Origin of the sequence: Paractinoplanes tereljensis (assembly GCF_016862435.1) — a bacterium.
Classification (GTDB): Bacteria; Actinomycetota; Actinomycetes; order Mycobacteriales; family Micromonosporaceae; genus Actinoplanes; species Actinoplanes tereljensis.
The window spans coordinates 101,421-127,305 of sequence record NZ_BOMY01000044.1 but is presented as its reverse complement, the minus strand read 5'-3'; the positions used below and the strand labels follow the sequence as shown (position 1 = coordinate 127,305).

At 69.2% G+C, this 25,885-nt stretch carries 20 protein-coding genes; 4 read left to right on the top strand and 16 right to left on the bottom strand.

The features are described from left to right. Positions 1-6 precede the first annotated feature (6 nt). The 6 genes from Ate02nite_RS34965 to Ate02nite_RS34940 all read right to left on the bottom strand — a co-directional run bounded on the left by Ate02nite_RS34965 (position 7) and on the right by Ate02nite_RS34940 (position 9,894). The gene (locus Ate02nite_RS34965) at positions 7-1,623 is read right to left on the bottom strand and encodes an aKG-HExxH-type peptide beta-hydroxylase (protein WP_203812170.1); all 1,617 of its coding nucleotides are present in this window, start codon (positions 1,621-1,623) and stop codon (positions 7-9) included. Then, positions 1,620-2,777 carry an FxsB family cyclophane-forming radical SAM/SPASM peptide maturase gene (locus Ate02nite_RS34960; protein ID WP_203812222.1) on the bottom strand — a complete coding sequence of 386 codons (1,158 nt, stop codon included), beginning with the start codon at positions 2,775-2,777 and terminating at the stop codon, positions 1,620-1,622. The genes Ate02nite_RS34965 and Ate02nite_RS34960 overlap by 4 nt, the downstream gene beginning before the upstream one ends. Before the next feature lie 367 nt (positions 2,778-3,144). Next, entirely contained in the window at positions 3,145-7,056 is a 3,912-nt protein-coding gene (gene fxsT, locus Ate02nite_RS34955; RefSeq protein WP_203812169.1) for an FxSxx-COOH system tetratricopeptide repeat protein, read from the bottom strand. 41 nt (positions 7,057-7,097) lie between these two features. Further along, positions 7,098-8,111, bottom strand: a complete 1,014-nt coding sequence (gene fsxC, locus Ate02nite_RS34950; RefSeq protein WP_203812168.1) for an FxsC protein — start codon at positions 8,109-8,111, stop codon at positions 7,098-7,100. 461 nt (positions 8,112-8,572) lie between these two features. Beyond that, positions 8,573-8,746 (bottom strand): hypothetical protein, encoded by a 174-nt coding sequence (locus Ate02nite_RS34945; protein ID WP_203812167.1) that lies wholly within the window; start codon positions 8,744-8,746, stop codon positions 8,573-8,575. Positions 8,747-8,880: 134 nt separating this feature from the next. Further along, positions 8,881-9,894, bottom strand: coding sequence for a potassium channel family protein (locus Ate02nite_RS34940; protein WP_203812166.1), 1,014 nt, complete (start codon positions 9,892-9,894; stop codon positions 8,881-8,883). 164 nt (positions 9,895-10,058) lie between these two features. Between Ate02nite_RS34940 and Ate02nite_RS34935 the strand changes: the two genes are divergently transcribed. Further along, complete coding sequence (locus Ate02nite_RS34935) at positions 10,059-10,553, top strand: phospholipase (protein WP_203812165.1); 495 nt, start codon at positions 10,059-10,061, stop codon at positions 10,551-10,553. Here Ate02nite_RS34935 and Ate02nite_RS34930 read toward each other — a convergent pair. Both Ate02nite_RS34930 and Ate02nite_RS34925 read right to left on the bottom strand, forming a co-directional pair. Beyond that, on the bottom strand, positions 10,525-13,161 hold the full coding sequence (locus tag Ate02nite_RS34930) for an adenylate/guanylate cyclase domain-containing protein (RefSeq protein WP_203812164.1): 2,637 nt from the start codon (positions 13,159-13,161) through the stop codon (positions 10,525-10,527). The genes Ate02nite_RS34935 and Ate02nite_RS34930 overlap by 29 nt on opposite strands. 473 nt (positions 13,162-13,634) lie before the next feature. Beyond that, the gene (locus Ate02nite_RS34925) at positions 13,635-13,853 is read right to left on the bottom strand and encodes an FmdB family zinc ribbon protein (protein WP_203812163.1); all 219 of its coding nucleotides are present in this window, start codon (positions 13,851-13,853) and stop codon (positions 13,635-13,637) included. Positions 13,854-13,974: 121 nt separating this feature from the next. Between Ate02nite_RS34925 and Ate02nite_RS34920 the strand changes: the two genes are divergently transcribed. Then, positions 13,975-15,264 carry a lytic murein transglycosylase gene (locus Ate02nite_RS34920; RefSeq protein WP_203812162.1) on the top strand — a complete coding sequence of 430 codons (1,290 nt, stop codon included), beginning with the start codon at positions 13,975-13,977 and terminating at the stop codon, positions 15,262-15,264. A 75-nt stretch (positions 15,265-15,339) separates the two neighbouring features. Beyond that, positions 15,340-16,359 carry a GNAT family N-acetyltransferase gene (locus Ate02nite_RS34915; protein WP_203812161.1) on the top strand — a complete coding sequence of 340 codons (1,020 nt, stop codon included), beginning with the start codon at positions 15,340-15,342 and terminating at the stop codon, positions 16,357-16,359. A gap of 1 nt (position 16,360) precedes the next feature. Here the strand turns inward: Ate02nite_RS34915 and hemB are convergent, their stop codons facing one another. The 8 genes from hemB to Ate02nite_RS34875 form a co-directional block, all read right to left on the bottom strand. Continuing rightward, a complete protein-coding gene (hemB, locus tag Ate02nite_RS34910; RefSeq protein ID WP_203812160.1) occupies positions 16,361-17,347 on the bottom strand; it encodes a porphobilinogen synthase in 987 nt (328 codons plus the stop codon). 20 nt (positions 17,348-17,367) lie between these two features. Further along, entirely contained in the window at positions 17,368-18,954 is a 1,587-nt protein-coding gene (locus Ate02nite_RS34905; RefSeq protein WP_203812159.1) for a bifunctional uroporphyrinogen-III C-methyltransferase/uroporphyrinogen-III synthase, read from the bottom strand. Beyond that, positions 18,951-19,880, bottom strand: coding sequence for a hydroxymethylbilane synthase (gene hemC / locus Ate02nite_RS34900; RefSeq protein ID WP_203812158.1), 930 nt, complete (start codon positions 19,878-19,880; stop codon positions 18,951-18,953). Before hemC ends, Ate02nite_RS34905 begins: the two co-directional genes overlap by 4 nt. Then, a complete protein-coding gene (locus tag Ate02nite_RS34895) occupies positions 19,877-21,166 on the bottom strand; it encodes a glutamyl-tRNA reductase (protein WP_203812157.1) in 1,290 nt (429 codons plus the stop codon). The genes hemC and Ate02nite_RS34895 overlap by 4 nt, the downstream gene beginning before the upstream one ends. After that, on the bottom strand, positions 21,163-21,915 hold the full coding sequence (locus Ate02nite_RS34890; protein ID WP_203812156.1) for a redox-sensing transcriptional repressor Rex: 753 nt from the start codon (positions 21,913-21,915) through the stop codon (positions 21,163-21,165). The genes Ate02nite_RS34895 and Ate02nite_RS34890 overlap by 4 nt, the downstream gene beginning before the upstream one ends. A 197-nt stretch (positions 21,916-22,112) precedes the next feature. Beyond that, positions 22,113-22,757, bottom strand: a complete 645-nt coding sequence (locus Ate02nite_RS34885) for an HAD family hydrolase (RefSeq protein ID WP_203812155.1) — start codon at positions 22,755-22,757, stop codon at positions 22,113-22,115. Positions 22,758-22,767: 10 nt separating this feature from the next. Beyond that, the gene (locus tag Ate02nite_RS34880; protein WP_203812154.1) at positions 22,768-23,016 is read right to left on the bottom strand and encodes a glutaredoxin family protein; all 249 of its coding nucleotides are present in this window, start codon (positions 23,014-23,016) and stop codon (positions 22,768-22,770) included. Continuing rightward, positions 23,013-24,497 carry an AMP-binding protein gene (locus Ate02nite_RS34875; RefSeq protein ID WP_307873295.1) on the bottom strand — a complete coding sequence of 495 codons (1,485 nt, stop codon included), beginning with the start codon at positions 24,495-24,497 and terminating at the stop codon, positions 23,013-23,015. The genes Ate02nite_RS34880 and Ate02nite_RS34875 overlap by 4 nt, the downstream gene beginning before the upstream one ends. 378 nt (positions 24,498-24,875) lie before the next feature. Here Ate02nite_RS34875 and Ate02nite_RS34870 point away from each other — a divergent pair, with 378 nt between their 5' ends. Next, positions 24,876-25,829 carry an ECF subfamily RNA polymerase sigma factor, BldN family gene (locus tag Ate02nite_RS34870; protein WP_203812152.1) on the top strand — a complete coding sequence of 318 codons (954 nt, stop codon included), beginning with the start codon at positions 24,876-24,878 and terminating at the stop codon, positions 25,827-25,829. Positions 25,830-25,885: the final 56 nt, after the last annotated feature.

The window sequence follows — 25,885 nt, the reverse complement described above, 5'->3', positions numbered from 1 at the left end:
TACACGTCAGACGCTGTCCTCCGCCGCCGCGAAACGCGGGGAGAGCCAGGCCGCGGCGGCCGAGGGCCGGATCCCCGTCGCGGCCAGGGTGCGGACCAGCTCAGGCCGTTCCCTGACGGTCTGCGCAGCGGCACCGGTGAGGGCGAGGGCGAGCAGCGCCCAGGCCGATGCGTCACCCGGGTCGGCCAGCAGTCGCTCGTCCAGGTCGGCGACGGTTGGCGGCTCCTCGGCGGTTTCCGCAGCGATGGCCGCCTGGCGGAGTGCCCGAGCCTGTTCGTTCGCCATCGCGGCCGCACCGATCAGACCGGCGGTCACTCGCGGGGCCGGGAGCGGTGGGCACGGCCGATTCTCGGCGTAGGCACCGGCCAATTCACGGGCACCGGAGTCGGTGAGTTCATGATTGCGCAGCCGCCATTCCACGTCGGTGACCGTTGCGCTGGCCGTCACTCCGGCCCGGATGTCCGGCCGGATGTCGTCCGGCCAGCCATCCAGGCAACCGGCAAGATTGGCGACGAAGTCCACGCCGAGCTCGGTCAGGACGCCGGGGCGGGACAGGGTCTCGACGGCCCGGCGGGCGTGATCACGCCACAGTGCGTACTCGAACTCGGCCGCTCGGGCGGCCGGACCGGTAATCCGATGACGCCGGACACGCCAGAAGCCGGCGACCGCGGCATGCGCATATGCACCCTGCAGGAGGGCACCTGGCGGACGCGGATCGCTGCGCCAGGGTGCGTGGAAAAGTTCGTCACATCCCGGCTGGACCAGATCCACGAGGTCCAGGAGGGCATACAACTTGAGGTGCGCGGACTCGTGCAGCAACGTGAGCGCCAACTGGGCCGCGTCGGTCGGACCGGAGGTGGCGATCGCCCCGAACGCATTCTGATGCGACACACTTACCGACCCGGCGGCCGGCTCGACCAGCGGAATCAGCACCCGAAAACAGGCCCGGACAGTGGGCGCGTAACCGGAATAATCTTCATCGATCAGACGCAAGGCGGACCGGCAGAGGTCCGCGAGCGCGGCGGCTTCGGCCTCCGGCAATCGATCGGTTACCGGCTTACCGAAGCAGTCCCGGTTCGGGTCCAGATCGTCGATCAGTACACCCTCAGCGGCCGAACGACACGGTGTCCAACGCGCCTGTGGTCCGTCCGTTCCCAGTGTCTCGCCGTCGTAACTGATCAGGACTTTCCCGTTCGCCCAGGCACCACCGTCAAATCGGCCCAGCCCAGGAAGAAACACGCCGCCGTCCGCCGAGTCCAGCCACAGTTCGAAGGGCTTCTGCGCGACGACCGCCACCGCCGCCGCGAGGCCGGCCAGGTACCGGCGCTCAACCGGCGTAGGTTTCCCGCCCGGACGCCGCAGCAGGCGGGTCGCCCACAGGTCGGTGAACGGACCGCCGAGGTTCGCCAGTACCCCCGCCGGGGGGTTGTCGTCCATCACGGCATCCAGCAGCGCCCAGGCCGGCTCGTCTCCCAGCCCGGTAACCCGGCGCACCTCCCTCAGCAGCAGCAGGCGCTTGCTCACCTGCGCCTCGGCCAGCCCGGTCAGCGCTTGGGCATCGCCGCCGCCGGCAGCGATGTCGGCGAACTGCGCCCTGGTGAGCCCGTGCGGGCGGACATTCACGAATTGGTCCCCGTCGAGGTGTCGGCGGTCAGCCGGTGCAGGTCCTCGCTCATCCGGCCGTGGATGTGCCGGATGAGTCGCTGCAGGTCGGCGCAGTAGACCGATGGATTCGTGAAGCCGGAAGTCGCCTCGTACCGGTGGGCGTAGTGGCCACCGCCGCAGACCTGGACCAGCGGGCAGGCCCGGCAGGTCGCGCCCAGGCCGGCGAGGCCGGTCTGGCGGGCCCGGATGCCGGGAAGCCCGAGGATGTCATCGAATCGGTGATCCAGGACGTTGCATCCGGTCGCCGCTTCGCCCTCGGCTGCGGTCTTGAGGGCGTCACCCTGCTCGATTGCTCCGTCGGTCTCCACGATCACGAAGTCGATCGGGGTCAGGCCGACCGATTCGGTGTCGCTCGGACCACCCAGCAGGAGCGACATGATCGCGCTGAACAACCGGATATCGGTCTCCCGACGCGGCGCGTCGTACCAGCGATCGAAGATCGGGATCAGCCAGTCGGCGTACGGAGTCCGCGGGTCGCCGGGGATACGCGCCGGCGGCGGCTGGGTCCAGTTACCGTGCGGCAACAGCAGATCAATGCGGGGCGGGGCGAAGGCGAGCAGGTCCTCGTACACCTCGACGGGGTCGTTGCGCACATCCACGGTGCACAGCAGACCCCCGTAGAGGTGCCGGTATTTCTCGGCCCGTAACGCCGCCAGGCCTGCCGCGACCTGGTGGTAACTCCCTCGTCCGTTCGCGAACCGGCGTTCGCGGTCGTTCGCCTGGCGGCCGCCGTCGAGGCTCACCCCGACTCGAACCTGGTGGCGGCGGAACAGGTCGAGGATCGGTTCGGTGAGCAGGATGCCATTGGTCTGCACAGTGAACCGCACGGCCACCCCGGCCGGCATGGCGTCCCGCATCGCCCCGATCGCGTACTCCAGCACGTCCGGACCGGCCAGGAGCGGTTCGCCGCCGTGAAAGGTGACGGCCACCCGCGGAAGATCCCAAGTCACTGCGTGTTCGGCAAACCGGCGTGCGGCTACATCGATAACCTCGTGCGCCATCACCTTGGGGCGGTCGCGCCAGGACTGATCAACGTGTTCGTACACATAGCAGTAGCGGCAAGCGAGGTTGCACCTGCTGTGCACCTTCAGCAACAGGTGACGAAAGGGCACCGCGGCCGGAGCGGTCACCCCGGGTGCCGCAGAACGAAGGACCTCAACCGAAACCCCTGACGCGACTTGAGGCAGGGCTGCCACCCGAACCGGTTACATGAAGTTGTTGAAAAGGCTGATCTGCTCGGCCAAGGCAACGACTCCAGGACGCTCGGCGTCGGTCTCACGCCGCCGCCGCAGTGCGTGACCCAGCGCATCGGACCCCTCCGTCATGAGCTTTGACCAGGGAACATCGATGATGTTAGGGATACTCCCGTCGATCTGCGGCTCCGCCGACGACCTCAACTTCGTACCCCTTTGTAGATCCCGGCTCGCAACCGGAACAGATTAGCGCCACCGTCAAACCGCTCCCGCCGGTGCGGGTAGGTCATGTCTCGGAAGGCTCGATGTCGCTGTTGATCCGGGCGCCGTCGCGCAGCGACGCCGTATGTGGGTGGTCGCTGCCGAGCCGATCGAGGCAGGTACGCAAGGCGTCCTCGCGCAGCTTCTCGGCACTTTCCTGATCACCGGCCGCCAGTCGGGTGGCGACAAGGTTGGCGGCAGCTGCAATGACGGCGGGGTGACCGGCACTGAGCAGAGACCGCAACCGTGTGTAGTTGTTCTCATCGATTGTCCGAGCTGCCTCGATCTCACCCATGGCGAACATCGCGTTGGCTCGGTTGCTGCTGCAGAGCAGCGTGTAGGGGTGCTCCTCACCAAGCGCCTCGGCGAAACCCGCGGCGGCCTCGTCGAGGGGCCCGCGGGCCTCCTCGGTCCGGCCGTCACGCAACAGGAAGATCGCGAGATCGTTCTGAGCGGCCAGGGTGAAGGGGTGGTTGGCGCTCTGCCGTTGCCGATAGCGCGCGAGCACGTCCCCGGCGGCGACGCCGGCACCGGCGTTGTCGCCGGCCGCCGACAACGCACAGGCCACTTCAAGACCGGCCGCCAGCGTGTGCGGATGCCGCTGACCGACGGTCTCCTCGAAAGCGTCCCGAACGCTGATGCTGAGGCCTTTGGCCTCCTCGATGAGCCCGAGACGGCGTAGCGTGACGGCGAGGTTCTTGCGGGCCAGCAGGGTCAACTCGTGGCGGTCACCGAGGGCTCGCAGGCAGGCGCCGACAGCGGTTTCCAGGGTCTCGCGCGAACGCGCCAGATCACCGATTTCGCGCTGGTCGCGGCCATACAGAATGCTGTACAGGAGGGTGTAGTAGTCCTCCGGCCCGGTCACCCGGCGACGACGCTCGACAACCTCTTCACTGGTCCGCACGGCGCCGTTGAAGTCACCCGTAAGGCGTAGCGAAGTGGCGAGGTTGTTCGCGGCCTTCAGCGTCTCGGGGTCTTCGCCACCCATCGTGGTCTGCAGGTCGACGAGAGTCTGTTCGTCGAGCGCGCGGGCCTCGGCGTACCGGCCGACGCCGCGCAGGTCGCCGGCCCGGCCCCGGGCTGCCATCAGGGTGTACGGGTGCTTCGCACCGAACACCTGCGTCATCCGTTCGAGGACGTCGGTGTCGGTCTCCAGGGCGGATTCGTGTTCGCCGAGGGCTCGCAGGGTGTTCGCCAACTCGAACCGAATCCGCAGCACGGACGGGTCGTCGGCACCGTACCGTTCCAGCCAACCATCGAAGGCACGCCCGGCCAAGCCCAGACTGGCGGTCAGGTCTCCGCGGCTGCGCAGCGATCGGACCATGTCCACGATCAGCTTGTGAACGTCAGGGTCGTCCGAATCGAGCGCGCCGGTGGGCTCCAGATGTGGCAGAAGGCGCTGGTAGGCAGGCCAGCTACTGCTCTCATCCGGGTTACCCCGGCGCTCGGCAGCCAGGATTGCGTGCACTTGCCTCTGCCTCTCCTGCTGTACCTCCGTCGTCAAGTCGCTTCGGATAACATTCTGGACCAAACGGTGCATCCTGAGTGCCTGAATCGACGAATCCTGACGAGCTAGCCCATATCGGGTGATCTCCCGAACAAGTGAACCATAGAGAAGCGGGTCTCTGAGGCGCGGGTTGTCGCGACCAAGCGCCGCGACCATGCCGGGGCTGGACAACAACACCGTAGGAATCGGCTCCGGTGCGAAGAACGCACAGAGTTCGACCAGGTGAGCGGCCGCCGGGTTGGACTCTCGCAGCCGCTGCTGCGGAACCCGCCAGATCTGCGCGGCCGGGTGCGGATAATCCGGCCCAGCCTTCAGCTCGAGGATCCGTGGCAGGTTCTCATCCAGAATCTCGAGATAGCTGTCCGGGCTCATCGCGGTGGCGGCCAGCCAGGAGGCCGCCTGCTCCACGGCCAGCGGTAGGTCACCCAGTTTCTCGGCGATCTGATCGGCACCGGCCCGGTCGATCCCGGGCACCCGGCGGCTGATCAGCTCGACGCTCTCCTCGCGAGTGAAGACGTTGACGTCGATGGTCCACGCCTCACGCGACCACTCGCCGCCCCGGGTGGTCACGATGACATCACCCTGGCCCGTCGGCACCAGATCGCGGAGTTGCTCCGGATCGTCGGTGTTGTCGAAGATGACTGCCCACCGCGGTGACGGTTTACCCAACCGCAGCGCTTCCAGAGCCGCCGCCTTCTGGTTGTCGACGCTGCCGGACACCTCCAGGTCCAGGACCCCGGCAAGGTCCGCGAGGGTAGCCGGCACCAGGCCCGGCTGGTCACCGGAAATCCACCAGACGATGTCGTAGTCGGCGGCGAAACGGTGTAAATACTCGATCGCGATCTGCGTCTTGCCGACGCCGCCGATGCCTTGGAGTACGGCCGGGCCGTTGTCGGCATTACTGGCGTTCAGGCGCTCCCGCAGTTCCTCCAGGATCGTGTCGCGCCCGGTGAAGGCCAGGTTCCGGGAGGGGGTGTGCCACACCTGCGCCGGCTCGAACGGGAACCGTGGCCGAGGACCGCCGCCGGCGGCAACCTCGTGCACCGGAACCGCATCGCGCAGGTCCAGTTGGCTCAGCACGGCCTCGCGGGCGTGCGCAGCGGAGACGTTGAACATGTCAACGGGTTCACGCGAATCGAACGGCGAGGGCAGTCGGAAGCCATCCAGCCGGACCGGGATGAGGAAACGGCTGAAGGTAGACGCGTCACGCGCCCGGGCAGCGTCCCAGAACGCCAGCGCCGCGGGTAGCCGGACCGACTCCTGGGAGAGCAACAACAGGGCTCGCTCGGCGTCCGCCAGCACGGCCACGGCGTTCGGAGCATTGATGTCCTGCAGATCGCTGCGCTGGCCCACCGTGCGCAGTTGGAACTGGATCCACTCGGCCCAGATCCGATCTCGCGGGGTGTAGCCGATCACCAAGCGGCCGGGGTTGATCGGCCCCCGCTGCTCGAACTCGGCCAGCCAACCCCGCCGCATCGTGTCACTCGGGCCGTCAAACTCGCATGGTTCGCCGATCAGCTCGCCGGCCAGCCGCTGGTAGGCGGCAAGAAGCGTGTTCTCCTGGTGCGCCCGATCGCCGAAGGTAGCCAGCGACTCCTCGTAGGCGTAAAAGACCTTGTACGGGATCTCGACGGTGCCCCAGTACTTGACCGGGTCGGCATAGCCCAGATCGGTGACCAGCGAGCGGAATCGGTGCTGGGCGGTGCCGCGCCACCGGTCCAGTTTGGCCGCTTCGCCGTCCTCCACCCGGGTCGGCACCGGGAAGATCCGCACCGGGTTTCCGCGCGACTCGCGCATCTCCAGAATCGCCCGCGCCGCGGCGGCCGCGCCGTCGATGTTCTGGTTGTTGAACGTGAAGCAGTTGACCACGGTGTCCGGCATCTCCACAGTGCAAATGCCTGCGTTGTCGCTCAGCCCGGTCCGGCTGTCGATCAGCGTGACGTCGTAATTGGCCCGCATGTCGTCGGCCCAGGTCTTGAGGAAGGCCTCGCCATCCAGCCCGTCCCAGAACTCTGACCAATCAAAGTTGCTGACCGTGCTCGAGTACTCAGGAACCTGCTGGCCGCTGGGTAGAAAGTCGATGCTGCCCCCGGAGGGGAACTCGTAGCGCTCGAGGGAAATCGCGTAGCGCTGCACCCGGGCCACCCGGTGCAACGTCGCTTGATCCAGCGGCCCGCTCTCCTGGACTCGCTTCCGATAATCCATGATCGCGTCGACTACACCCGGTGTCTGGCGCAGCCGGCGGTCGGTCAGGAACGGCATGAAGTAAAGGTGCAGGCCCGGGGACTCAAGATCCCAGTCCACCGTGAGGACTCGGCGGCCGGTACTCGCCAAGATCCACGCGATATTGGCCAGCGCCATGGTTCGCCCGACCCCACCCTTGTACGAGTAGAAGGTGATGATCTGGCCGTTACGGCCTGGACGGTCCACGGCCGCCTCCTTCTGGGCGATCGTTGAATCGGTCAATGGTTTCACGGCCCACCAAGGATCGGTCGGCCTGACGATGATCGGCCGGACGTGCGTTCCGCCTCGGCGTCCGCGCGCTGAAGGCGGTTCTCCGCCTCGACGATTGCCACGGCCAAGTCGGCGTCAAAACGTTCGGCGGTGCTCACCTCGGGATAGAACATGAGGTCATGGCGCCGACTCCGGTCGCGGAAGACCGACAGCACCTCGACCCGCAGCATGCCGCTGTTCGCCTCGGTCTCCGGATCCTCGAAGTTGACCGGGACCAGTACGGCGGCGGTGCGGTCGTCCTGTTCACTCGCCGCCCGCAGGGTCGCTCGCAGCTCGTTCAGCTGGGTGGCCCAGGCATCCACCAACAACACGACAATCTCGTTATGCTCGCCGGCCGCCGCCAGTCGATCGCCCAGCGAATCGAGCGCGACCGATTCGGAGCGCAGCCGACGTGAGGCCGCGACCTCGGCGGCCCGGTCCATCACCGGCTGCCTGGTCCGGGGCTCATACGGCGCCCAGTCCTCTCGCCGCTTTCCGTAGCTGTTGACGTTCGAACGGACCGCGCTCATCTGTTCCTTGGTTCCGGTGATCACCGCGAACGAAACTCGCGCCGACCGGCCGGGGCCGCTGCCCCGAGCCGGATGATCCTGGAACGCGTCAAGCGCCGCCCGCATTCGGGCAAGCTCCGCCGGGCGGAGCGGGAAGCGATGAGCAGCAGTCACGATCCGGTCGGCCAGGGCGTCGAGAAATGCCTCGTACTCGACGCGATGACTCCGGATCTTGACCAGCTCGCGGATCTCCTCCGCGTAGGGCGTGGCGTGCATGACGACTTCCGCGCCGCCCACCATCGGAGGCTGAGCCCGCGGGCCGTCGTCGGCCCAGCGCAGCGCGATCAGGTTGGAGGCCGGCGCGTCGGCGCTGTCCGCGTGCTGGTCGAGCCGCTCGGCAAAAGCACCCCAGTCGCGCCCGCAGCGGCTGGACAGGAAGTACCGCATCGAACAGAGGGCTATGAACGTCTGCGCGGTGGCCAACGCGGACTCCGGGTCCGCGCGCCAGCGCAGCGGTTCTGCGTCGTCACCGGGCTCGAGGAAGCCGACCTCGGCGACCGGAGTGCCGGCGGGCAGCCGGCCCCGGACAGCCGCAGACAGATCTTGAAAGAAGCGAGCGACGTAGACACCGTCCTCGCCACGGGCGCCGCTGAGGAAGAAGTACGGCATGCGGTCTCGGGAAATACGCCCCGGCGGCAGGTCGCCGGAGCGATTCTCCGGAGTCTGGCCGAGGTCCATGGCGCCCTCAGCTCGGGCGACGGGCGGCAAGACCACCGATCAGGCCGGAAGCTCGGGTGTCCACAGCAGACGTGTCATGCATCGTGAACCGTCCAAAGGGTGCGTTCCCACCGGCTGAAGCATCTGTCCACTAATACAGCATCGCGAACGGCGTCAGTACCCGCCGCTCAGGTGGGACTCATGTCGGACTTCCGATCTGCCTACCTTTACGTGACGTTCGCAAAGATAGATAGGGACTTCTCGGATTGGTCTGGATCGCGGTTGATCCAGCGCTCCAGCGCGTGAGCAAGAGGCGAGTCACGGATCTCCTCCCACCCATCCAAAGAGATGTCCTCAGGACGGGGAAGCTGCAGGATTTCCGCCCCCATGTTCTCGGTCATGTAGCGACCCCTTCGGCGCATGCGTACCGGCAGGGGTCCAGCACCCACGCAGGACCACTTGGAGACAATGTATCGAAGTATCTCGCTGGGTCAACCCTGTGTAATTTTCACATCACGATCGGCAGCGGCCGCCTTCAGATGGCGGCGCCCACGGCACTCTCGTCGGCGCGGATATAAACCAGCATGTCGCCCGTATCGATGGTGATCACCTGGTCGCCGCCGAGCGGCAGCACCTTGCCCCGCCGGATCAGCGCGACCACCAGCGTCTTCAGTTCCCGCGGGTTCTGGCCGACCTCGGCTCGTTCGGCGCTGCGCATGGCCAATGCCATCCCCTGGCCGGGGGTCAGCAGATCTTCGACCACGTCGATCAGCGGTGGGGCCGTTGTCGTCAGGCCCAGCAGGCGGCCGGCGGTGGCCGAGGAGACGATCACGTGGTGGGCGCCGCTCTGCTTGAGCAGGGCGGCGTTCTCCTGTTCGCGGACCGCGGCGATGATGCGCACCTGGCCGGCGGTCAGCTGGCGGACGGTGAGGCTGATCAGGACCGACGCCTCGTCGCTGTCGGTGGCGATGATGACGGCCTTGCAGTTCTTGACGTCGGCCTCGTTGAGGACCGCCGAGCGGGTGGCGTTGCCCTCGACCGCGACCAGGCCGTTCGAGGCGGCCTGCCGAACCGCGTCCTCCCGGCTCTCCACCACCACGATCCGCGCCTTGTCCCAGCCGTTCTCCAGCAGCGCGGCGACCGCCGCCCTACCTTTTGTGCCGTAGCCGCAGACGATGACGTGGTCCTTCAACTTTCGCCTCCACCGGCCGACCCGCAGGCTGTTGCGGTACTGGTCGGTGAGCACCTCGAGGGTGGTGCCGACCAGGATGATCAGGAAGAGCACCCGCGCGGGGGTGATCGCCAGGATGTTCACCAGCCGCGCTGCGGGGGTGTACGGGGTGATGTCGCCGTAGCCGGTCGTCGAGAGGGACACGACCGCGTAGTAGAAGCAGTCGAGGAGGGTCAGGCCGTCCTCGTTGATGTCCCGGTAGCCGTCTCGGTCGAGGTAGATGATCGTGACCGTGACCAGGACGAGCGTGACAGCTAAGGCCACCCGGACCGCGAGCGCACGCAGGGGACCCTGGCGGACCAGGGGTAAGTGGATCATTTCTCGTCCCGCACACGCACACCATAGCGGCCACGCGCCGGACCGCCCCTCAGGACATCATATAAACGATCGTTTAGGAATACCCGCTGGTAGGTTGCCGCGGGCGGCGGAAAAGCCGATCGACACCCTTGTATGCAGATCGTAGCGATACGAACACTGCGCGTATGGTCCGACGCATCGTCCTCGCCGCGATACTCAGCCTCGGAATCGTGCTCGCTCCGTCCGGGGTTGCCCACGCTGCCACCGCCGACAAAGCCACCGTTCTGGCCGGCTGGACCCAACCCACCGCCAGCAGCACCAGCGCGTGGAACTCGGCCCGGCTCAACCGGGACCCGTGGAAGTCCTACAACTTCGACTGGTCGACCGACTACTGCTCAGCCAGCCCGGACAAGCCGCTCGGGTTCGATTTCAGCCTGTCCTGCTGGCATCACGACTTCGGCTACCGCAACTACAAGGACCTGGGCGCCTTCCCGGCCAACAAGGACCGGGTCGACAACACGTTCTACGCCGACCTCAAGCGGGTCTGCACCACCTACAGCAGCATCGTGCGCCCGGCCTGCTACAGCCTGGCCTGGACGTACTACCAGGCCGTGCACCTGTTCGGCGGGCTCCGGATCACCCAGGCCGATCTCACGAGGGCCGAAGCGCTGAACCGATGAAACGGGCGGCACCGTCCTCCAGGTCCGGGTGCTCGACGGCCAGGGCCATAGCCACAATCCGATCAAAACCTTGACCAACCCCCTCGGCGTACGCGGCGTCGAACGCCGCGTCGCCGAGGGAGGTACGCAGCCAGAGCTGCTGCGCCGACCAGAAACTTCCGAACATGGGCGTACGCCGAGCACCGCGCGCCGCCTCGGCCCCGCCGAACAGCACGGCCGCCATCCCCGGGTCGCCGCCGAGGGCACAGCGGACCGCGATCGCCGCGACCGCGTCGGCGGCGGCCCCCCGGAACCCGTGCCGCAGTCGCGACCGCAACGCCACCACCAGGTGGTCGTGCGCGGCCACCAGGTCCCGGCGGCGCAGCGCCACGATCCCGAGCAGCCAGTCCACGGTGCGCCGGCCCCGGTCCTCCGGCCGGCTGGCCTCCCACTGGCGAGCCCCGCCGAGCAGGTCAGCCGCCTCGTCCAGGGCGTCGCGCCGGCAGAGCAACTCGGCCAGGGTCACCACGGCCGGCAGCGCCGCCTCGGACTGGTCGGCCTGCCCGATCACGTCGCGGCAGAACTGCTCGGCCTCGTCGTAGTTCCGGTTCTCCAGCAGCGTCAGCCGGCCCCCGACCAACGCCCGGACCAGCAGATCCTGGTTGTCGATATCGCGGGCGATGCGCTCGGCGCGCTCGAGGAAGCGGTTCCGCTCGTCCCGGTCGTCGGCCAGCCCGGCATGAGTCAGGTACGCGGTGGCCAGTGCGGCCGGGGCGATCTCGGCCTCGTCCAGCCGGTGGTAGAGGCGGAACAACAGGTCCCGGCCCTCGCGGGCACCGCCGTGCTCACGCCACCACGGGTCGAGCCCGCCGGCCAGACGCAGCCCGGCGGACACATCGCCCTCGGCCGCCGCCCAGCGCAACGCCGCCCGCCACTCGGCCACGAACGGCGCCAGCTCGGTGAGCGAGACCGTGCGCGGCTGGCCGTCGGTGTCCACGGTCACCGAGTCGAGCGTGTGCAGCGACCAGGCCACGTGCCGATCCCGGGACGCGTGCTCGTCGCCGGCCGCCGAGAGCTGCCGGGTCGAATACGCCCGCACCTGCTCGGACATCCGGTAGAGCGGGCCGGGCACGACATCGATCAGGGATTTCTCGGTCAGCTCGGCCAGCGAACCGAGCGCGTCCGGACCACACCACTCCACCGCGGACAGATCGACCGCGCCGGCAAAGACCGAGAGGCGCCGCAGCAGACCGGCGGCGCGACCGCTCAACGTGCGGTAGGACCAGTCCAGGCTGGCCGTGATGCTGTCGTGCCGCTCGCCCATCTCGCCCGAGACCGGGTCGAGCGCGGCGATCGGGTCGTCCAGCCGGGCCGCGAGCTGCCCGGCCGTGAACATCCGCAGCCGCCCGGCGGCCAGCTCCGCGGCCAGCGGCGAACCCTCCAGCCGGGACGCCACCCGAGCCAGGTCGGTGCTCTCCTCGACCGGCCCCGGCCGACCGCCGCGGGCCGCCGCGGCCCGCTCGCTGAGCAGCGTGAACGCGTCGGCCGGGGTCATCGGCGGGATCCGCCACACCACCTCGCCGTGCACGCCCAGCGGTTCCCGGCCGGTGACCAGCACGTCCATCTGCGGGCAGGCGGCCAGCAGCATCCGGATCAGGCCGGCGCAGGCCGCCGGGGCCGCGTCGCAGGTCTGCAGGAGAAGCAGCATCCGCCGATCCGCGCACTGCTCGAGCAGCGTCTCCAGAACCGGCCGGCCCGGCTCGGTGCGCAGGCCCAGGGCCGCGGCCAGGGCGGGGGCCAGGCCGGTAGCCGCGCTGACCGCATCAACCGTCCAAACCCCGTGCGGGTACGACGTGAGCACGCGCTCGCCCACCGCGAACGAAAGGCGCGTCTTGCCGGCGCCACCCGGTCCGGTGATCGTGACTATCCGGTTGCTGGTGAGCAGCTCGGCCAGGTCGGCGGCCTCGGTGCGGCGGCCGACGAACGAACTCAGCGCGGCCGGCAGGTTGTGTTTGGGGCTGCCCGGGGTGCGCGGGCGGGGAAAGTCGCGGTCGAGTCCGGCCGCGATCACCTGGAAGAGGCGTTCGTCGTCGTCGAAGCCGCGCAGCCGGTGCGGCCCGAGATCGAGAAAGTCGACGCCGGCCAGCTGCTTGGTCATCGTGGTCGTCACCGTGGGTGCGGGAGCGCCGTCGGTGCGAACGGACAGCGCGGTGGCACCCGAACAGAGAATCTGACCACCGTGCGCAGCCGCCGCCACCCGGGCGGCCCGGTGCACCTCGACGCTCGCGTACTCGTCGCCGACCGGGGTGGCCCACCCGGTGTGCATGCCCATCCGGACACGCGGCATGGCGTCGCGGCCCGGCCAGTCATGTGCGGACAGTCGCCGCTGGGCCTCGACCGAGGCGGCCAGCGCGGCGCCCGCATCCTGGAATGCCACGAAGAAAGAGTCACCCTCGGTGAAGAGCTCGACACCGTCGAAGTCACTCAGCGCAGCGCGCAACACCGATCGATGCGCGCCGAGAACGAGGCGGTATTCGTCTCCGAGCATCCGGGCCAACCGCGTCGAGCCCTCGATGTCGGTGAACATAAAGGTCACCAGCCCGCTCGGCAGCTCGGTCCGTCCCGACACGGTGAACCTCCGCCTCCTTTGGGAAGTCGTGTCCCATGCTGCCGTATCACTCTGTCACCGTGCATCGTAGAAACGGACGGTAACGATCTACACGTCATGACCGACCCTGGAGGGAGGAATTCCCGCCCGGAGTCATCGACGCTCGCTATGCACTACGCGTGACGTAACGAAATGGATCGACCCAAGTCACGCCGCAGTTGGTCACTTCCGGCCGACCGTTCGGGTGTACTCGTCCGGGTCACCTGCGGCAGCGTCTCTCCACGTCGCACGCTCACTCCGTAGAGTAACGACGCTCACGATCGCCAAACACCGCGAGCGACCGTAGCTCACCCGAACGATCACCATGCGTACTCGAAGTGACTCACGAGTAGGGGTGGTTCCGGGCGCGCAGAGGCCCGAGGTCACGCCGCTGGCGCACCCCTGGAGACACAAAAAAGTAGACCGGCGGCTCGGCCCCGGTCTGCGGGACTAGATCAGCAGCCGCAGCCGCCGCCGCAACACCCGCCGCCGCTGGGGCCGGCGGACGGGGCCGGGGACGAGCCGCCGCGGCCGGTGACCGCGACGGCGGAGAGCAGCTTCACCGTGTCGTCGTGACCCTGGGGGCAGACGGTGGGCGCGGCGGCCTCCCGCATCGGGCGGCTGACCTCGAAGGTGTCGCCGCAGGAGCGGCACCGGAACTCGTAACGCGGCATTGGCAAAGCGTAGGCCTCTTGTATGACAGAACGGCACCCAGCCGGTCCGACCCTCCAGAATGTGATTCGGCCTCCTCTACGCGGCCTCTTGCGGCGAGCCGTCGGCAGGTAGGGTCGGGCCGTGGCGAACGGGCGGAAGAAACCGGTGGAGCAACCTGAGCTGCGTGCGGCCGCGCCGCACCAGGGCGGACCACTCGGCAGCTCCGGCGCGGCCCCGGAACCGATTGTGGATAAATCGACCACCGAAGCCGCCGAGAAGCCCGCGCCAAGCGAGGTCGCCGCTCCGGAGAGCCCGACCGGCCCGCCTCCCGCGAGCAAGGCCGACCCTCTTCCCGCGAGCAAGGCCGACCCTCTTCCCGCGAGTAAGACGGAGAGCGCGCCCCCAGCCGAGGTCGGCGAGAAGCCCGCAGTCGAGGCAGCCCCGGCCAAGCCGGAGAGCAACGCCGCCCCCGAGGGCGAAACCAAGCCGACCGCCGCTGCGCCGGTGGTGCCGGTGCAGGCGCGAGGGCTTCGGCGCGCCAATCCGGTGCTCGTTGCGCGTAAGGCGGGGCGCAGCACGTCGGACTGGGCCAAGCGACCCAGCGGGCGGCTGGTGCTGCCGGGGATCATCGCGCTCCTGCTGCTCGGTGCGGCCGGGACGGCCGGTGCTTACCTCGTACCGCAAGCTTTGCAAGCCGCACCCTCGCCCAGCGTGACGCCCGGATTTCCGTTGGATGCGACTGGCTCGGGGGCGGCCGCGAGTTATCCGGCCGGCCTGCCGACCGGTTCGGCCCCGGCAGGGGCGGGCAATCTGCCGCCGGCCACCACCGACCCGGTCCAGCCGGTGCAGAACGGCGCCCGCCCGGCCGACGCGTTGGCCGGCTGGGCGCAGCAGATCGGCACCAAGGTCGGCATTCCGGTGGTGGCGGTGCAGGCCTACGGCTACGCCGAGCTGGTGCTCACCCGCTCCATGCCGGCCTGCCACCTGAGCTGGACCACGATCGCCGCGATCGCCAGCGTCGAGTCGGCGCACGGCAGCGCCAACGGAGCTGTCCTAGGAGTGGACGGGTCGGTGTCGCCGCCGATCTATGGGCTGCCGCTGGACGGCAAGGGTGGGCGGCAGCTGATCGCCGACTCCGACCAGGGCACGCTCGACGGGGACACCACCTACGACCGGGCGGTCGGGCCGCTGCAGTTCATCCCGACCACCTGGAACCAATACAAGGTGGACGCCGACAACAACGGGATCGCCGACCCCAACGACATCGACGATGCGTCACTGACCGCGGCGACCTACCTGTGCCAGGGCGGGCGCGACCTGTCCAAGGCGGAGCAGTGGTGGGACGCGATTCTCTCGTACAACGCTGTTCAGCCGTACGCCCAGAAGGTTTTCGAGGCGGCCAATGACTACGGACAACGCAGCCGCACATAAACGCACAGTGACGACCCCCGCACATTTCCGTTCCCAGCACTTCCCTGTTGGTCCGGTTAACGGCAAGCTGTACGGGTGAGGGTGCGTGAATGGGATCCCCGGTCAGCGTCGGCGGGGGAGATCCGATCGCTCGTGGAGACGGTTAACACGGTGCTGTCCACAGATCTCCCCGACGATCCACCATGGCAGGACGTCCAGGTCGCTGATTACCTGGCCGAGACCATGCCCGGCGAGCGCCGGATCAGCTGGGTCGCCGAGGACGATCGCCTCCCCGAGGGGGAGAGCGAGATCTTCGGGCATGTCAGCATCCTGCTGCTCGGCGACATCGGCGTGCTCGAGGTGATGGTCAAGCCGTCGCTGCGCCGCCGTGGCCTGGGCCGGGAGCTGGTCGCCATGGCCGCTCGCCGCGCCTACCTGGAGGGCTTCTCGTCGATCGGCGTCGAGGCGATCGGCGGCACCCCGGCCATCGCGTTCTACGAGTCCCTGGGCTTCGAGCGGGAATATGTCGAGACTCGCAGCGTCCTCAACCTGACCTCGGTCGACTGGCCGTCGCTGCACGAGATGGCCGACGGCATCGCCACCGGCTACCGGGTGGAATACCACCCGGGCGGTCCGCCCGAGGCGCTCCTCGAGGCATACGCGCAGGCGAAGCTGGAGGCGCAGGACGACGATGAAGATCTCGACCTCGCGCCGCGTTCGTCCGACCCGCAGCGGCTGCGTGACTCGCTGGAGACACTGCACAAGCGCGGCCTGAAGCCGTACATCGTGTTGGCCATCCACGAGTCGAGCGGGGTGGTGGCCGGCCTGACCGAGGTGGTGGTGCCGGCCCAGCACCCGGAACGCGCCGATCAGTACGACACGATCGTCGTGCGGGCGCACCGCGGCTACGGCATCGACCGGGCGATCAAGGCCCGCATGCTGTTCGAGCTCCAGTCGGCCGAACCAGATCTGCGCGAGGTGCAGACCTGGAACGCGCACAACAACGAGTCCATGCTCAAGGTCAACGCCGAACTGGGCTACCAGGCCGACCGAGACTGGTACGAGTACGGCGTCGACGTGGCCCAGCTGGTGCAGAGCCTAGAGCCGGTGCAGTGACCTAGAAGCGCAGCTTCTGGGCTACCTCGGTGGCCCAGTAGGTGAGGATGATCTGGGCGCCGGCTCGCTTGATCGAGGTCAGCGACTCGAAGATGGCTCGGTCGCGGTCGATCCAGCCGTTGGCGGCGGCCGCCTCGACCATCGCGTACTCGCCGGAGACCTGATAAGCGGCTACCGGAACGTTGACCCGGTCGCGGACGGCGGCGATCACGTCCAGGTAGGGCAGCGCCGGCTTCACCATCACGATGTCCGCGCCCTCGGCCACGTCCAGGTCGACCTCGACCAGGGCTTCGCGCAGGTTGGGCGGGTCCTGTTGGTACTGGCGGCGGTCGCCCTGCAGGCTGGACTGGACCGCCTCGCGGAACGGGCCGTAGAACGCGCCCGCGTACTTCGCCGAGTAGGCCAGGATCGACGTGTCCTGGTAACCCGCCTTGTCCAGGCCGCGGCGAACGACGCCGACCTGGCCGTCCATCATTCCCGACGTGCCGACCATGTGCGCCCCGGCGGCGGCCTGCGCCACCCCCAGATCGGCGTAGATGGCCAGCGTCGCGTCGTTGTCCACCGAGCCGTCCGGCGCCAGCACGCCGCAGTGGCCGTGCGAGGTGAACTCGTCCAGGCACAGGTCGCTCATGATGACCGTGGCGTCGCCCACCTCGGCCACCAGGTCCCGGATGCCCACGTTGAGAATGCCGTCCGGGTCGAGACCGGCCGAACCGGTCTCGTCCTTGTGGTCGTCGGTGGGCACGCCGTACAGCATCAGGCCGCCGACGCCCGCGCTGACCGCCTCGTGCGCGGCCTTGCGCAGCGACTCGCGGCTGTGCTGGACGATGCCGGGCATCGAGCTGATCGCCCGAGGCTCGGTGAGCCCCTCTTTCACGAAGAGGGGCAGCACCAGCTCGGACGGAGCGATCCGGGTCTCCTCCACCAGGCGGCGGAGGGCCGGGGTGCGCCGCAGGCGACGCGGGCGGATGTCCGGAAACGACGACATCGGCGCTCCTTAAAAGCGAGTTACCGGAAGCGAAGGGCAGTAGGTCCCTGGACCTTGGAGCCGCGGCGCTGCTTGGCCGGCATCGCGGCCAGCTTCTCGCGCAGCTCGATCGCGTACGACGCGAGCGCCTCGACCAGGTCCGGCACGGAAGCGTGCTGGGGCTGGACGTCGACCCGCAGGCCGAACTCGGTCGCCGTCTCGGCGGTCTTCGGTCCGATCACCGCGACGACCGTGCGGGCGTGCGGCTTGCCGGCGATGCCGACCAGGTTGCGGACGGTCGAGGACGAGGTGAAGAGCACCGCGTCGAAGCCACCCGACTTGATGGCGTCGCGGATCTCGGCCGGCGGCGGGGCGGCCCGCACCGTGCGGTACGCCGTCACGTCGTCGACCTCCCAGCCGCGCTCGATGAGCCCGGCCGCGAGCGTCTCGGTGGCGATGTCGGCGCGGGGCAGCAGCACCCGGCCGACCGGGTCGAGGATCTCGTCGTGCGGCGAGAACTCGGCCAGCAGGCCCTCGCTGGACTGGTCACCGGCCGGGATCAGCTCGGGCTGGATGCCGAAGGACCGGACCGCCTCGGCGGTGGCCTCGCCGATGCAGGCGATCTTGACGCCACCGAAGTGACGGGCGTCCAGACCGTGCTCGTCGAACTTCTCCCAGACCGCGCGGACCGCGTTCACCGAGGTGAAGACGACCCAGGCGTACCGGCCGTCGACCAGGCCCTTGACCGCGCGCTCCATCTGAGCGGGGGTGCGCGGCGGCTCGACCGCGATGGTCGGCACCTCGCACGGGATCGCGCCGTACGCCCGCAGGCGTGCGCTCATCGCGCCGGCCTGCTCCTTGGTGCGCGGGACCAGGACCTTCCAGCCGTACAGCGGGCGGTTCTCCCACCAGCTCAGACTGTCGCGCTCGGCCACGTCGGTGCCGACCGACAGCACCACGCGGCCGGTGAAGCCGAGTGCCGCCGCCACGAAACTGTCGACCGTGGACGTGGTGGTGTACTGCGTCTCGCCGGTGCCGTCGCCGGTCACCGCGACCGGGGTGCCGGGCTCGACACCGGCCGCGAGCAGCCCGTCGCGGACGGCGGCCAGGTCACCGGCGTCGACCGACACGGCGAACGAACCCTTGCGGGCCGACGCGGCGAGCGCGTCGAAGTCGAGGGCGGTCACGTCGCCGACGTCGGCGACGGTGCGCACGGCCGGCAGCGGAACACCGGCGTAGGTGGCGACACCCTCGGCCTGGCCGATGCCGGGCACGACCTCGAAGTGCACGGCGGTGCGAGCGACCGCCTGCACCTCCCGGACGACCGACTCGTGACCGAACGGGTCGCCGGCCACCAGGTGCACGGCGGACAGACCGGACTTGGCCGCGGACAGCAGCACCTTGGCGACGTCGCCGGGGGCGCCTTCAGCCGGGCTGAACTGGGCGTCCTCCTTGGCCTCCGACTTGATCGCCGCGAGCAGCGAGTCGGGCACGCCACGGTCGTAGACCACCTGGTCGGCATCGGTGAGCGCAGCGTGCGCTCGGCGGGTCAGCAGCTCCGGGTCGCCGGGGCCGGCCCCGACGAACGCAATGCGTCCTGCTGGCTTGCGGGCGGTGCGGGTGGTCATTCTGTGCTCCCCAATAGGGTGTCGGCGCCGTTCTCGAGGAGATCGGCGGCGAGTGCCTTGCCGATCTCCGCCGCGTCGGCGGGCGTTCCGGTGCGCGACAAGCGGATGGCTCGGGATCCATCCGGGCTGATCACCGCACCGCGCAGGTAGATCTCGTCGCCTTCCTCGCCCTCGGCGAGCTCGGCGTGTGCCGCGACCGGGGCGGAGCACCCGGCCTCGAGCGTGGCAAGCAACGCCCGTTCCGCCACGACAGCGGAGCGGGACGGCGCATGGTCGAGTGCGGCCAGCAGCTCGACCAGGTCTGCATCGCCGGATCGGCACTCCACCGCCAGCGCGCCCTGGGCAGGGGCGGGCAGCATGAGCATCGGGTCCAGCGTTTCGGTGATCTCGGCGGTGCGGCCGAGACGAGCCACCCCGGCCCGGGCAAGGACCACGGCGTCCAGATCGGCCTCGGGCCCGAGGACCCGGGCGATCCGGGTGTCGATGTTCCCGCGAATCGGCGTGACCTGCAACTCTAGGCCCAAAGCGTGCAGTTGCGCGATTCGGCGCACCGCCCCGGTGCCGATGACCGACCCGGGCGGAAGCTCGGCGAGCGTTAGGTCGCTGCGGGAGATGAGCACGTCGCGGGGGTCCTGCCGTGGGGGCACGGCCGCGATGAGCAGGCTCGGGTGCGGCGCGGTGGGCAGGTCCTTGTACGAGTGGACGGCGAAGTCGATCTCGTTGGCGAGCAGCGCGTCACGCAGCGCGGAGACGAACACACCCACGCCGAGCTGGGCCACCGGCGCGGAGGAACGGTCGCCGGGGGTGACTATCCGGACGAGCTCGACCGGTCGGCCGGTCGCCGCGGTCAGCGCGTCGGCGGTCTGCTGCGACTGCGCCAGCGCGAGCGCGCTGCCACGGGTGCCGAGCCGCAAGGGGGTGCTCACCGGTTACCTCCGATCTCGGGAACGGCGTCGGCCTGAGTGGCGTGCGGAACGTCCAGGTCGAACAGCTCACGAAGCATTGCCGCGTATTGGTCGCCGCCCGGTTCGGCGGCGAGCTGGCGGACCCGCACGGTAGGCGAGTGCAGCAGCTGCTGGACGACTCGATGCAGCGTACGGGAAACATCCGCTCGCTGCTCCTCGGTGAAATCCGCCCGTCGGGACCACAATTTGCGCAGTTCGGCGGTCATCACGTCCTCGGCGCGGGTGCGCAGAGCGGCGACGGTCGGCGCGATGTCGGCGCCGCGCAGCCAGCCGAGGAAATGCTCGACCTCGGCGGTGACGATCTGTTCGACGGCGGCGGTGTCGGCCGCGGCCGGCATCGCCTGCCGGGACGCGGCCACACTGTCGATGTCGATGATCGTGACGCCGTCCACGTCGGTCGCGTCGCGGGCGACGTCGCGCGGCACGGCCAGGTCGAGCACGACCAGCGAGCCGGCCTGCTCGAGCCGCGAGCGGGTGAGCACCGGCTCGCTCGACGCGGTCGCGGAGATCACCAGGTCGGCCTCGCGAAGGGCCGCGTCCAGCTCGTCGAAGGGGACGGCGACCGCGCCGTACGCCTCGGCCAGCCGGTCGGCGCGCTCGGCGCTGCGGTTGGTGATCCGCACCGGGCCGACGCCGGCCCGGGTGAGGGTGGCCACCGACAGGGCACCCATCGCGCCCGCGCCGATCACCAGGGCGGACTTGCCGTCGAGGTCACCGAGCTGGGCCGAGGCCACCTCGAGCGCGGCGGTGACCACGCTCTGCCCGGCCTTGTCGATGCCGGTCTCGGAGTGCGCCCGCTTGCCGACCCGCAGCGTCTGCTGCATCAACTCGTGCAGCAGCCGGCCGGCGCTGTCCGCCTCGGTGGCCGCGTGGTACGCGTCCCGGAGCTGCCCGAGGATCTGCGACTCGCCGACGACCATCGAGTCGAGCCCGGCCGACACCCGGAACGAGTGCAGCACCGCCGCCTCGTCGTAGTGCACGTAGAGGTGACCGGCCAGGTCGGTGGCCGGGATGCCGGACACCTCGGAGAGCACGTTGCAGACGTCGCCGAGACCGCCGTGGAAACCGGTGACCGCCGCGAAGATCTCCACCCGGTTGCAGGTGGACAGGACGACGGCCTCACCGACGTACGGCTGGCTGACCAGTTTGTGCAGCAGTTGCTGCACCTCGCCGTCGGCGATGGTGAGCCGTTCCAGCGTGCCGATGTCGGCGGTGCGATAGGACGCACCGACGCTCAGTAGGTTCACGACCCGACCGCCTCCTGGTTTCCCGCCCCCGTGGCGGAACGGCCGCCCGGCAACGCGGTGAGCGACGCCTTGCGGTGTTCGTGGAATGAGAGGATCTGCAATTCGATGGCCAGGTCGACCTTGCGCACGTCGACGTTGGCGGGAACGGACAGCACGCACGGCGCGAAGTTGAGGATGCTGGTGACGCCGGCGCCGACGAGTTCGTCGGCGACCGCCTGGGCGGCGCCGGCCGGGGTGGCGATGACCCCGATGGCGATCGTCTCCTCGGTGGCGACCTGCGGCAGCTCGTCGATGTGGTGGACGATCAGACCGTGTATGCGCTCGCCGACCTTGGTCGGGTCGGCGTCGAACAGCGCGACGATCTTGAAGCCGCGGCTGGCGAAGCCGTCGTAACCGGCCAGCGCGTGGCCGAGGTTACCGACGCCGACGAGGCAGACCGCCCGGCGCTGGTCGAGGCCGAGGACGTACTCGATCTGCTCGATCAGCAGGGCGACGTCGTAGCCGACGCCGCGGGTGCCGTACGACCCGAGGTGGGACAGGTCCTTGCGGAGCTTGGCCGAGTTGACCCCGGCCGCGGCCGCGAGGCCCTCGCTGGAGATCGTGTCCGCGCCACCCTCACCGAGGTTGTGCAGTGCGCGTAGGTATTCGGGCAGGCGGGCGATCGTCGCCTCCGGAAGATCCGGAAAGGCAGGGACGGCGTTGGCCCGGTCGCTGCCGCCGGACGTGCTTCCGTGACGCTGCTGACTCATCTGACTCCGTGCCGACGAGGTGTCGAACCTTGAGGTGCGAGCCCCCTGGACGCCCGGCTCGACAGCCTGTGGTACCGGGGCTCTTCGAAGTCACAGAGTAGGCGCTTGTGAAGGCGTGCACAAATCGCGATCTTGGGCCCACGAGTGGACAAAGATCCACTAGGCATGCTAGAGGAGCTCTCCCCCAAAAGTACGCCTCACTTCAGCGACCGAGCTATCTCTACCGCTTCGAGCAGGGTGTCGGCAACCGGACGGCCGGACGCACGAAGCCGATCAGGGTGGGTGAAGCCGCCGGTGTAGAGCACCGCCTGACCGCCCACCGAGTCGGCCGCCGCCGCGTCGTCCAGGGAGTCGCCGATCAGCACCACCCGGTCCCCGGCGATCCCGAGTTCGTCCAGGTGAGCGGCCAGATGACCGGCCTTGAGGTGACCGCCGACCTCGGTGCGCAGCCCGTCCACCCGGGTGAAGAGGCCGGCCAGCCCGTAGGTCTCGATGGCCGGCACCAGTTCGTTGTGGAACCACATGGACAGCAGCGACTGGGAGCCGGGCCAGGCGCGGATCGCGCTCGTCGCGTCGGCCGCCAGGGCCATGCTGGTCAGGCCCAGTCGATAGGCGTCGTGGAAGATCCGGTCGAGCTTCCCGAACTCCTCCTCGTCGACCGCCCGCTCGAGAATCTCGGCGTAGAACTCGGCGACCGGCCGGCGGAACCGGGACCGGTGCTCGTCGGCGTCGACGCTGCGCCCGCCGACCGCCGCGAACGCCTCGTTCGTCGAGGAAACCACCAGGCTGAGGTCGTCCAGGAGGGTGCCGTTCCAGTCCCAGACAAGATGAGTACGCGCCACGGCGAACAACCTATATGCGGGGCTCCCCCGGCTGTCTCGCCAAATCCCGAAGAAGCCGGGCCTCCTCGACCCGCCAGTAGCCGTGCTCGGCGCCGTCCAGCAGCACCACCGGCACCCGATCGCCGTAGTCGCGCTCCAGTTCGACGTCCGAGTCGACGTCCACCCGCTCCCACTGACCAGGCAGGATGCGGTCGAGCACGGTCTCGGCGTCATCGCAGAGATGGCACCCGTCCCGGCTGATCAGCACGACTCGACTCATAGCTCCCCCTTGCGGACCTTGCCGATCGCCGAGTGCGGAAGCTCACGCACCAGTTCGATGCTCGGCAGCTTGAACCGGGCGAGGTGCCCGGCGCAGTAGACCTGCAGTTCGGCGGGGGTGGGCGCCGGGTCGAGGGCGGCGACGACGTACGCATGAGGGCGCTGCCCGGCCTCGTCGTCGGGCAGCCCGACCACGGCCGACTCGGCCACCGCCGGGTGCGCGTCGAGCACCCGCTCGATCTCGGCCGGGTAGACGTTGAAGCCGTTGACCAGGATCAACTCGCCGATCCGGTCGACCAGGCGCAGGTCGCCGTCGCCGTCCGCGTAGGCAATGTCGCCGGTGGGCCACCAGCCGTCCGGGTCCGGCCCGCCGGTGCCGTCCGGCCAGTAGCCGGAGAACAGATTCGCGCCGCGCACCACGATCTCACCGGGGTCGGTGCCGGCCGTGTCCTCGATCGCCAGGTCGAGCTCGGCCAGGTCTTCGTCGGCCGAGGCGGTGCCGTCTTCCCACAACACATCGCCGGCGGAGGTGCGCAGGCGCAGCGAGACGCCGGGCAGCGGACGCCCGATCGACCCGGCTTTGCCCCGATCGCTGACCGCCGTGGTGGTGAGCACCGGGGCTGTCTCGGTCAGCCCGTACCCGATCAGGATGGTCTTTCCGGTCGCCACGGCGAAGCGGGCCGATTCGGCCGGGGTGAGCGGCGCCGCGCCGCACACCGCGGTGCGCACGCTGCTGAGCGCGGTGCCGACCGACGGCTGCCGCGACCACGCGGCGTACATGCCCGGCACGCCGACCGTCACGGTAACGGCACGTTCGGCAATCACCGACAGTGAGGCCGCCGGGTCGAAGCGGTCGATCAGCACGCCGGTGGCGGCATGGTGCGCGACAGTGCCGAGCCCGGTGTTCAACCCGTAAGCGTGAAAGAGCGGCATGGCCAGCAGCACCACGTCGTCCGGACCGACCACCGGCGGCTCGATCGCGTCGAGCTGCTCATGGTTGGCGGCGAGGGCGGCGTGGGTGAGCATCGCGCCCTTCGGGCGCCCGCTCGTCCCCGAGGTATAGAGCAGGACGGCGAGATCTTCCGCGGCCACCTCCGGCAGATCGCCGGTCGCGGTTCCCAGGTCCGGGGGTACGCACGGAGGGGTCGACGACCGCAATTTCGGGCGCGCCTGTTCCTCGGCGACCACCACCGCGGCCCGGCAGTCGGTGATGACGTGATCGAGCTCGTCGGCGGTGTAACCCGGGTTGAGCGGAACGGCGACCCGGCCGGCCCGCAACACCCCGTAGTACGTCACCACGAAGTCGATGGAATTGCCGAGCACGATCGCGACCCGCTCGCCGGGCCGGGCCAGCATGACCAGCCGGCGGGCCGCCGCGTCCACACGGGCGTCGAGCTCGGCCCAGGTCAGCGCGCTTCCCGGGGTGATCAGCGCGGGGTGGTCGGGGCGGCGTCGGGCGGCGGCGGCAACGGGGTCCTCCACGAGGGACGAGTCTGGCACAAACATGCCGAGATTCCGATGGCGGACAGCCTGTCCGTCGCGATCACGAGGGTGTCCACCATCGTGGCATACGTTCCTTGTGTCTTGCCTGCGCCACTTCGTATGCTTTTCGCGCAGCGCACACGGTGTGCGACTCCGTGTGTTCGGGGTCCGTGATACTTCGTGCCTGAGTAACGGACTCCAAAGCCCTGGGTGAGGTCGGTCGGCGGTTTCGCGGGCCGCCCCACCCGTTTTGCTATGAGTGATCACCCCTCATCCCGAGGAGGCCGCTGTGCCACAAAAAGCACGGAATTACTGCCTATCCACGTCTGGCGGGACGGATACGCAGTCTGATCGGGCCCGCCGGGTTGAGGAGGCGCAGTGAGTCATGTGTACGCCGGGGACCCGTACCAAGCGCGCCTCGCAATCTCCGAGGGGCTGACCTCCCTCCGACGATCGGTCGACGACATGATCGCCAACACCATCCGCGGCGACGATGCGAAGCGGACCAGCAACCGACGCCATATCAACGAGTCACCCGGGGTGCGGGTCCCGCCCACCGGCAACGCCAAACCGCTTCCCGGTGGTGGCCGGGTCGCCGTGCCCGGCCGTCCGTCGATGCCGGCCCAGCCCACCGCCGGTCAGCGCAGCCAGCTGCCGGAGAGCACGGCACCGGGCGAGACCACCGTGGTGGTGCCGGCCCAGAGCACCACCGGACCGCCCACCGAGAGCGAGCCACCCAAATATCCGGCCCGTCCCGATCCTGGTGACGCCGCCGCCGAGGTGTGGGCGCTCGTCGAGCGGGCCCAGGCCGGCGAATCCGAGGCGTTCGGCCTCATCTACGACCGGTACGTCGACACCGTGTTCCGGTTCGTCTACTTCCGGGTCGGCAACCGCCAGCTCGCCGAGGACCTCACCTCGGACACCTTCCTGCGTGCGCTCAAGCGGATCGGCAGCTTCACCTGGCAGGGCCGCGACCTAGGTGCGTGGCTCGTCACCATCGCCCGCAACCTGGTGGCCGACCACTTCAAGTCCGGCCGCTACCGCCTCGAGGTGACCACCGGCGACGTGCTCGATGCCGACCGCGAGGACCGTGGCCCGGAAGGTAGCCCGGAGTCGGCCGTGGTCGACCACATCACCAACGTCGCTCTACTGACCGCGGTCAAGCAGCTCAACCCGGAACAGCAGGAGTGCATCGTGCTGCGCTTCCTGCAGGGCTTCTCGGTGGCCGAGACGGCGCAGACGATGGGCAAGAACGAGGGTGCGATCAAGGCTCTCCAGTACCGGGCCGTCCGGGCACTCGCCCGCCTGCTGCCCGAAGGGTTCCAGTGGTGACCCAGGTCTCGGACATGTCGATCTACGTTGCCCGATATCAGCTGTCCGGCCCCGTA

What these genes read in the sequence shown, in the direction of transcription:
- Ate02nite_RS34935 (WP_203812165.1), top strand. Translation starts at nt 10,059, where the DNA reads ATGGTCCGACGCATCGTCCTCGCCGCGATACTCAGCCTCGGAATCGTG.
- Ate02nite_RS34925 (WP_203812163.1), bottom strand. Translation starts at nt 13,853, where the DNA reads ATGCCGCGTTACGAGTTCCGGTGCCGCTCCTGCGGCGACACCTTCGAG.
- Ate02nite_RS34890 (WP_203812156.1), bottom strand. Translation starts at nt 21,915, where the DNA reads ATGAGTCAGCAGCGTCACGGAAGCACGTCCGGCGGCAGCGACCGGGCC.
- hemB (WP_203812160.1), bottom strand. Translation starts at nt 17,347, where the DNA reads ATGTCGTCGTTTCCGGACATCCGCCCGCGTCGCCTGCGGCGCACCCCG.
- Ate02nite_RS34940 (WP_203812166.1), bottom strand. Translation starts at nt 9,894, where the DNA reads ATGATCCACTTACCCCTGGTCCGCCAGGGTCCCCTGCGTGCGCTCGCG.
- Ate02nite_RS34945 (WP_203812167.1), bottom strand. Translation starts at nt 8,746, where the DNA reads ATGACCGAGAACATGGGGGCGGAAATCCTGCAGCTTCCCCGTCCTGAG.
- Ate02nite_RS34880 (WP_203812154.1), bottom strand. Translation starts at nt 23,016, where the DNA reads ATGAGTCGAGTCGTGCTGATCAGCCGGGACGGGTGCCATCTCTGCGAT.
- Ate02nite_RS34905 (WP_203812159.1), bottom strand. Translation starts at nt 18,954, where the DNA reads ATGACCACCCGCACCGCCCGCAAGCCAGCAGGACGCATTGCGTTCGTC.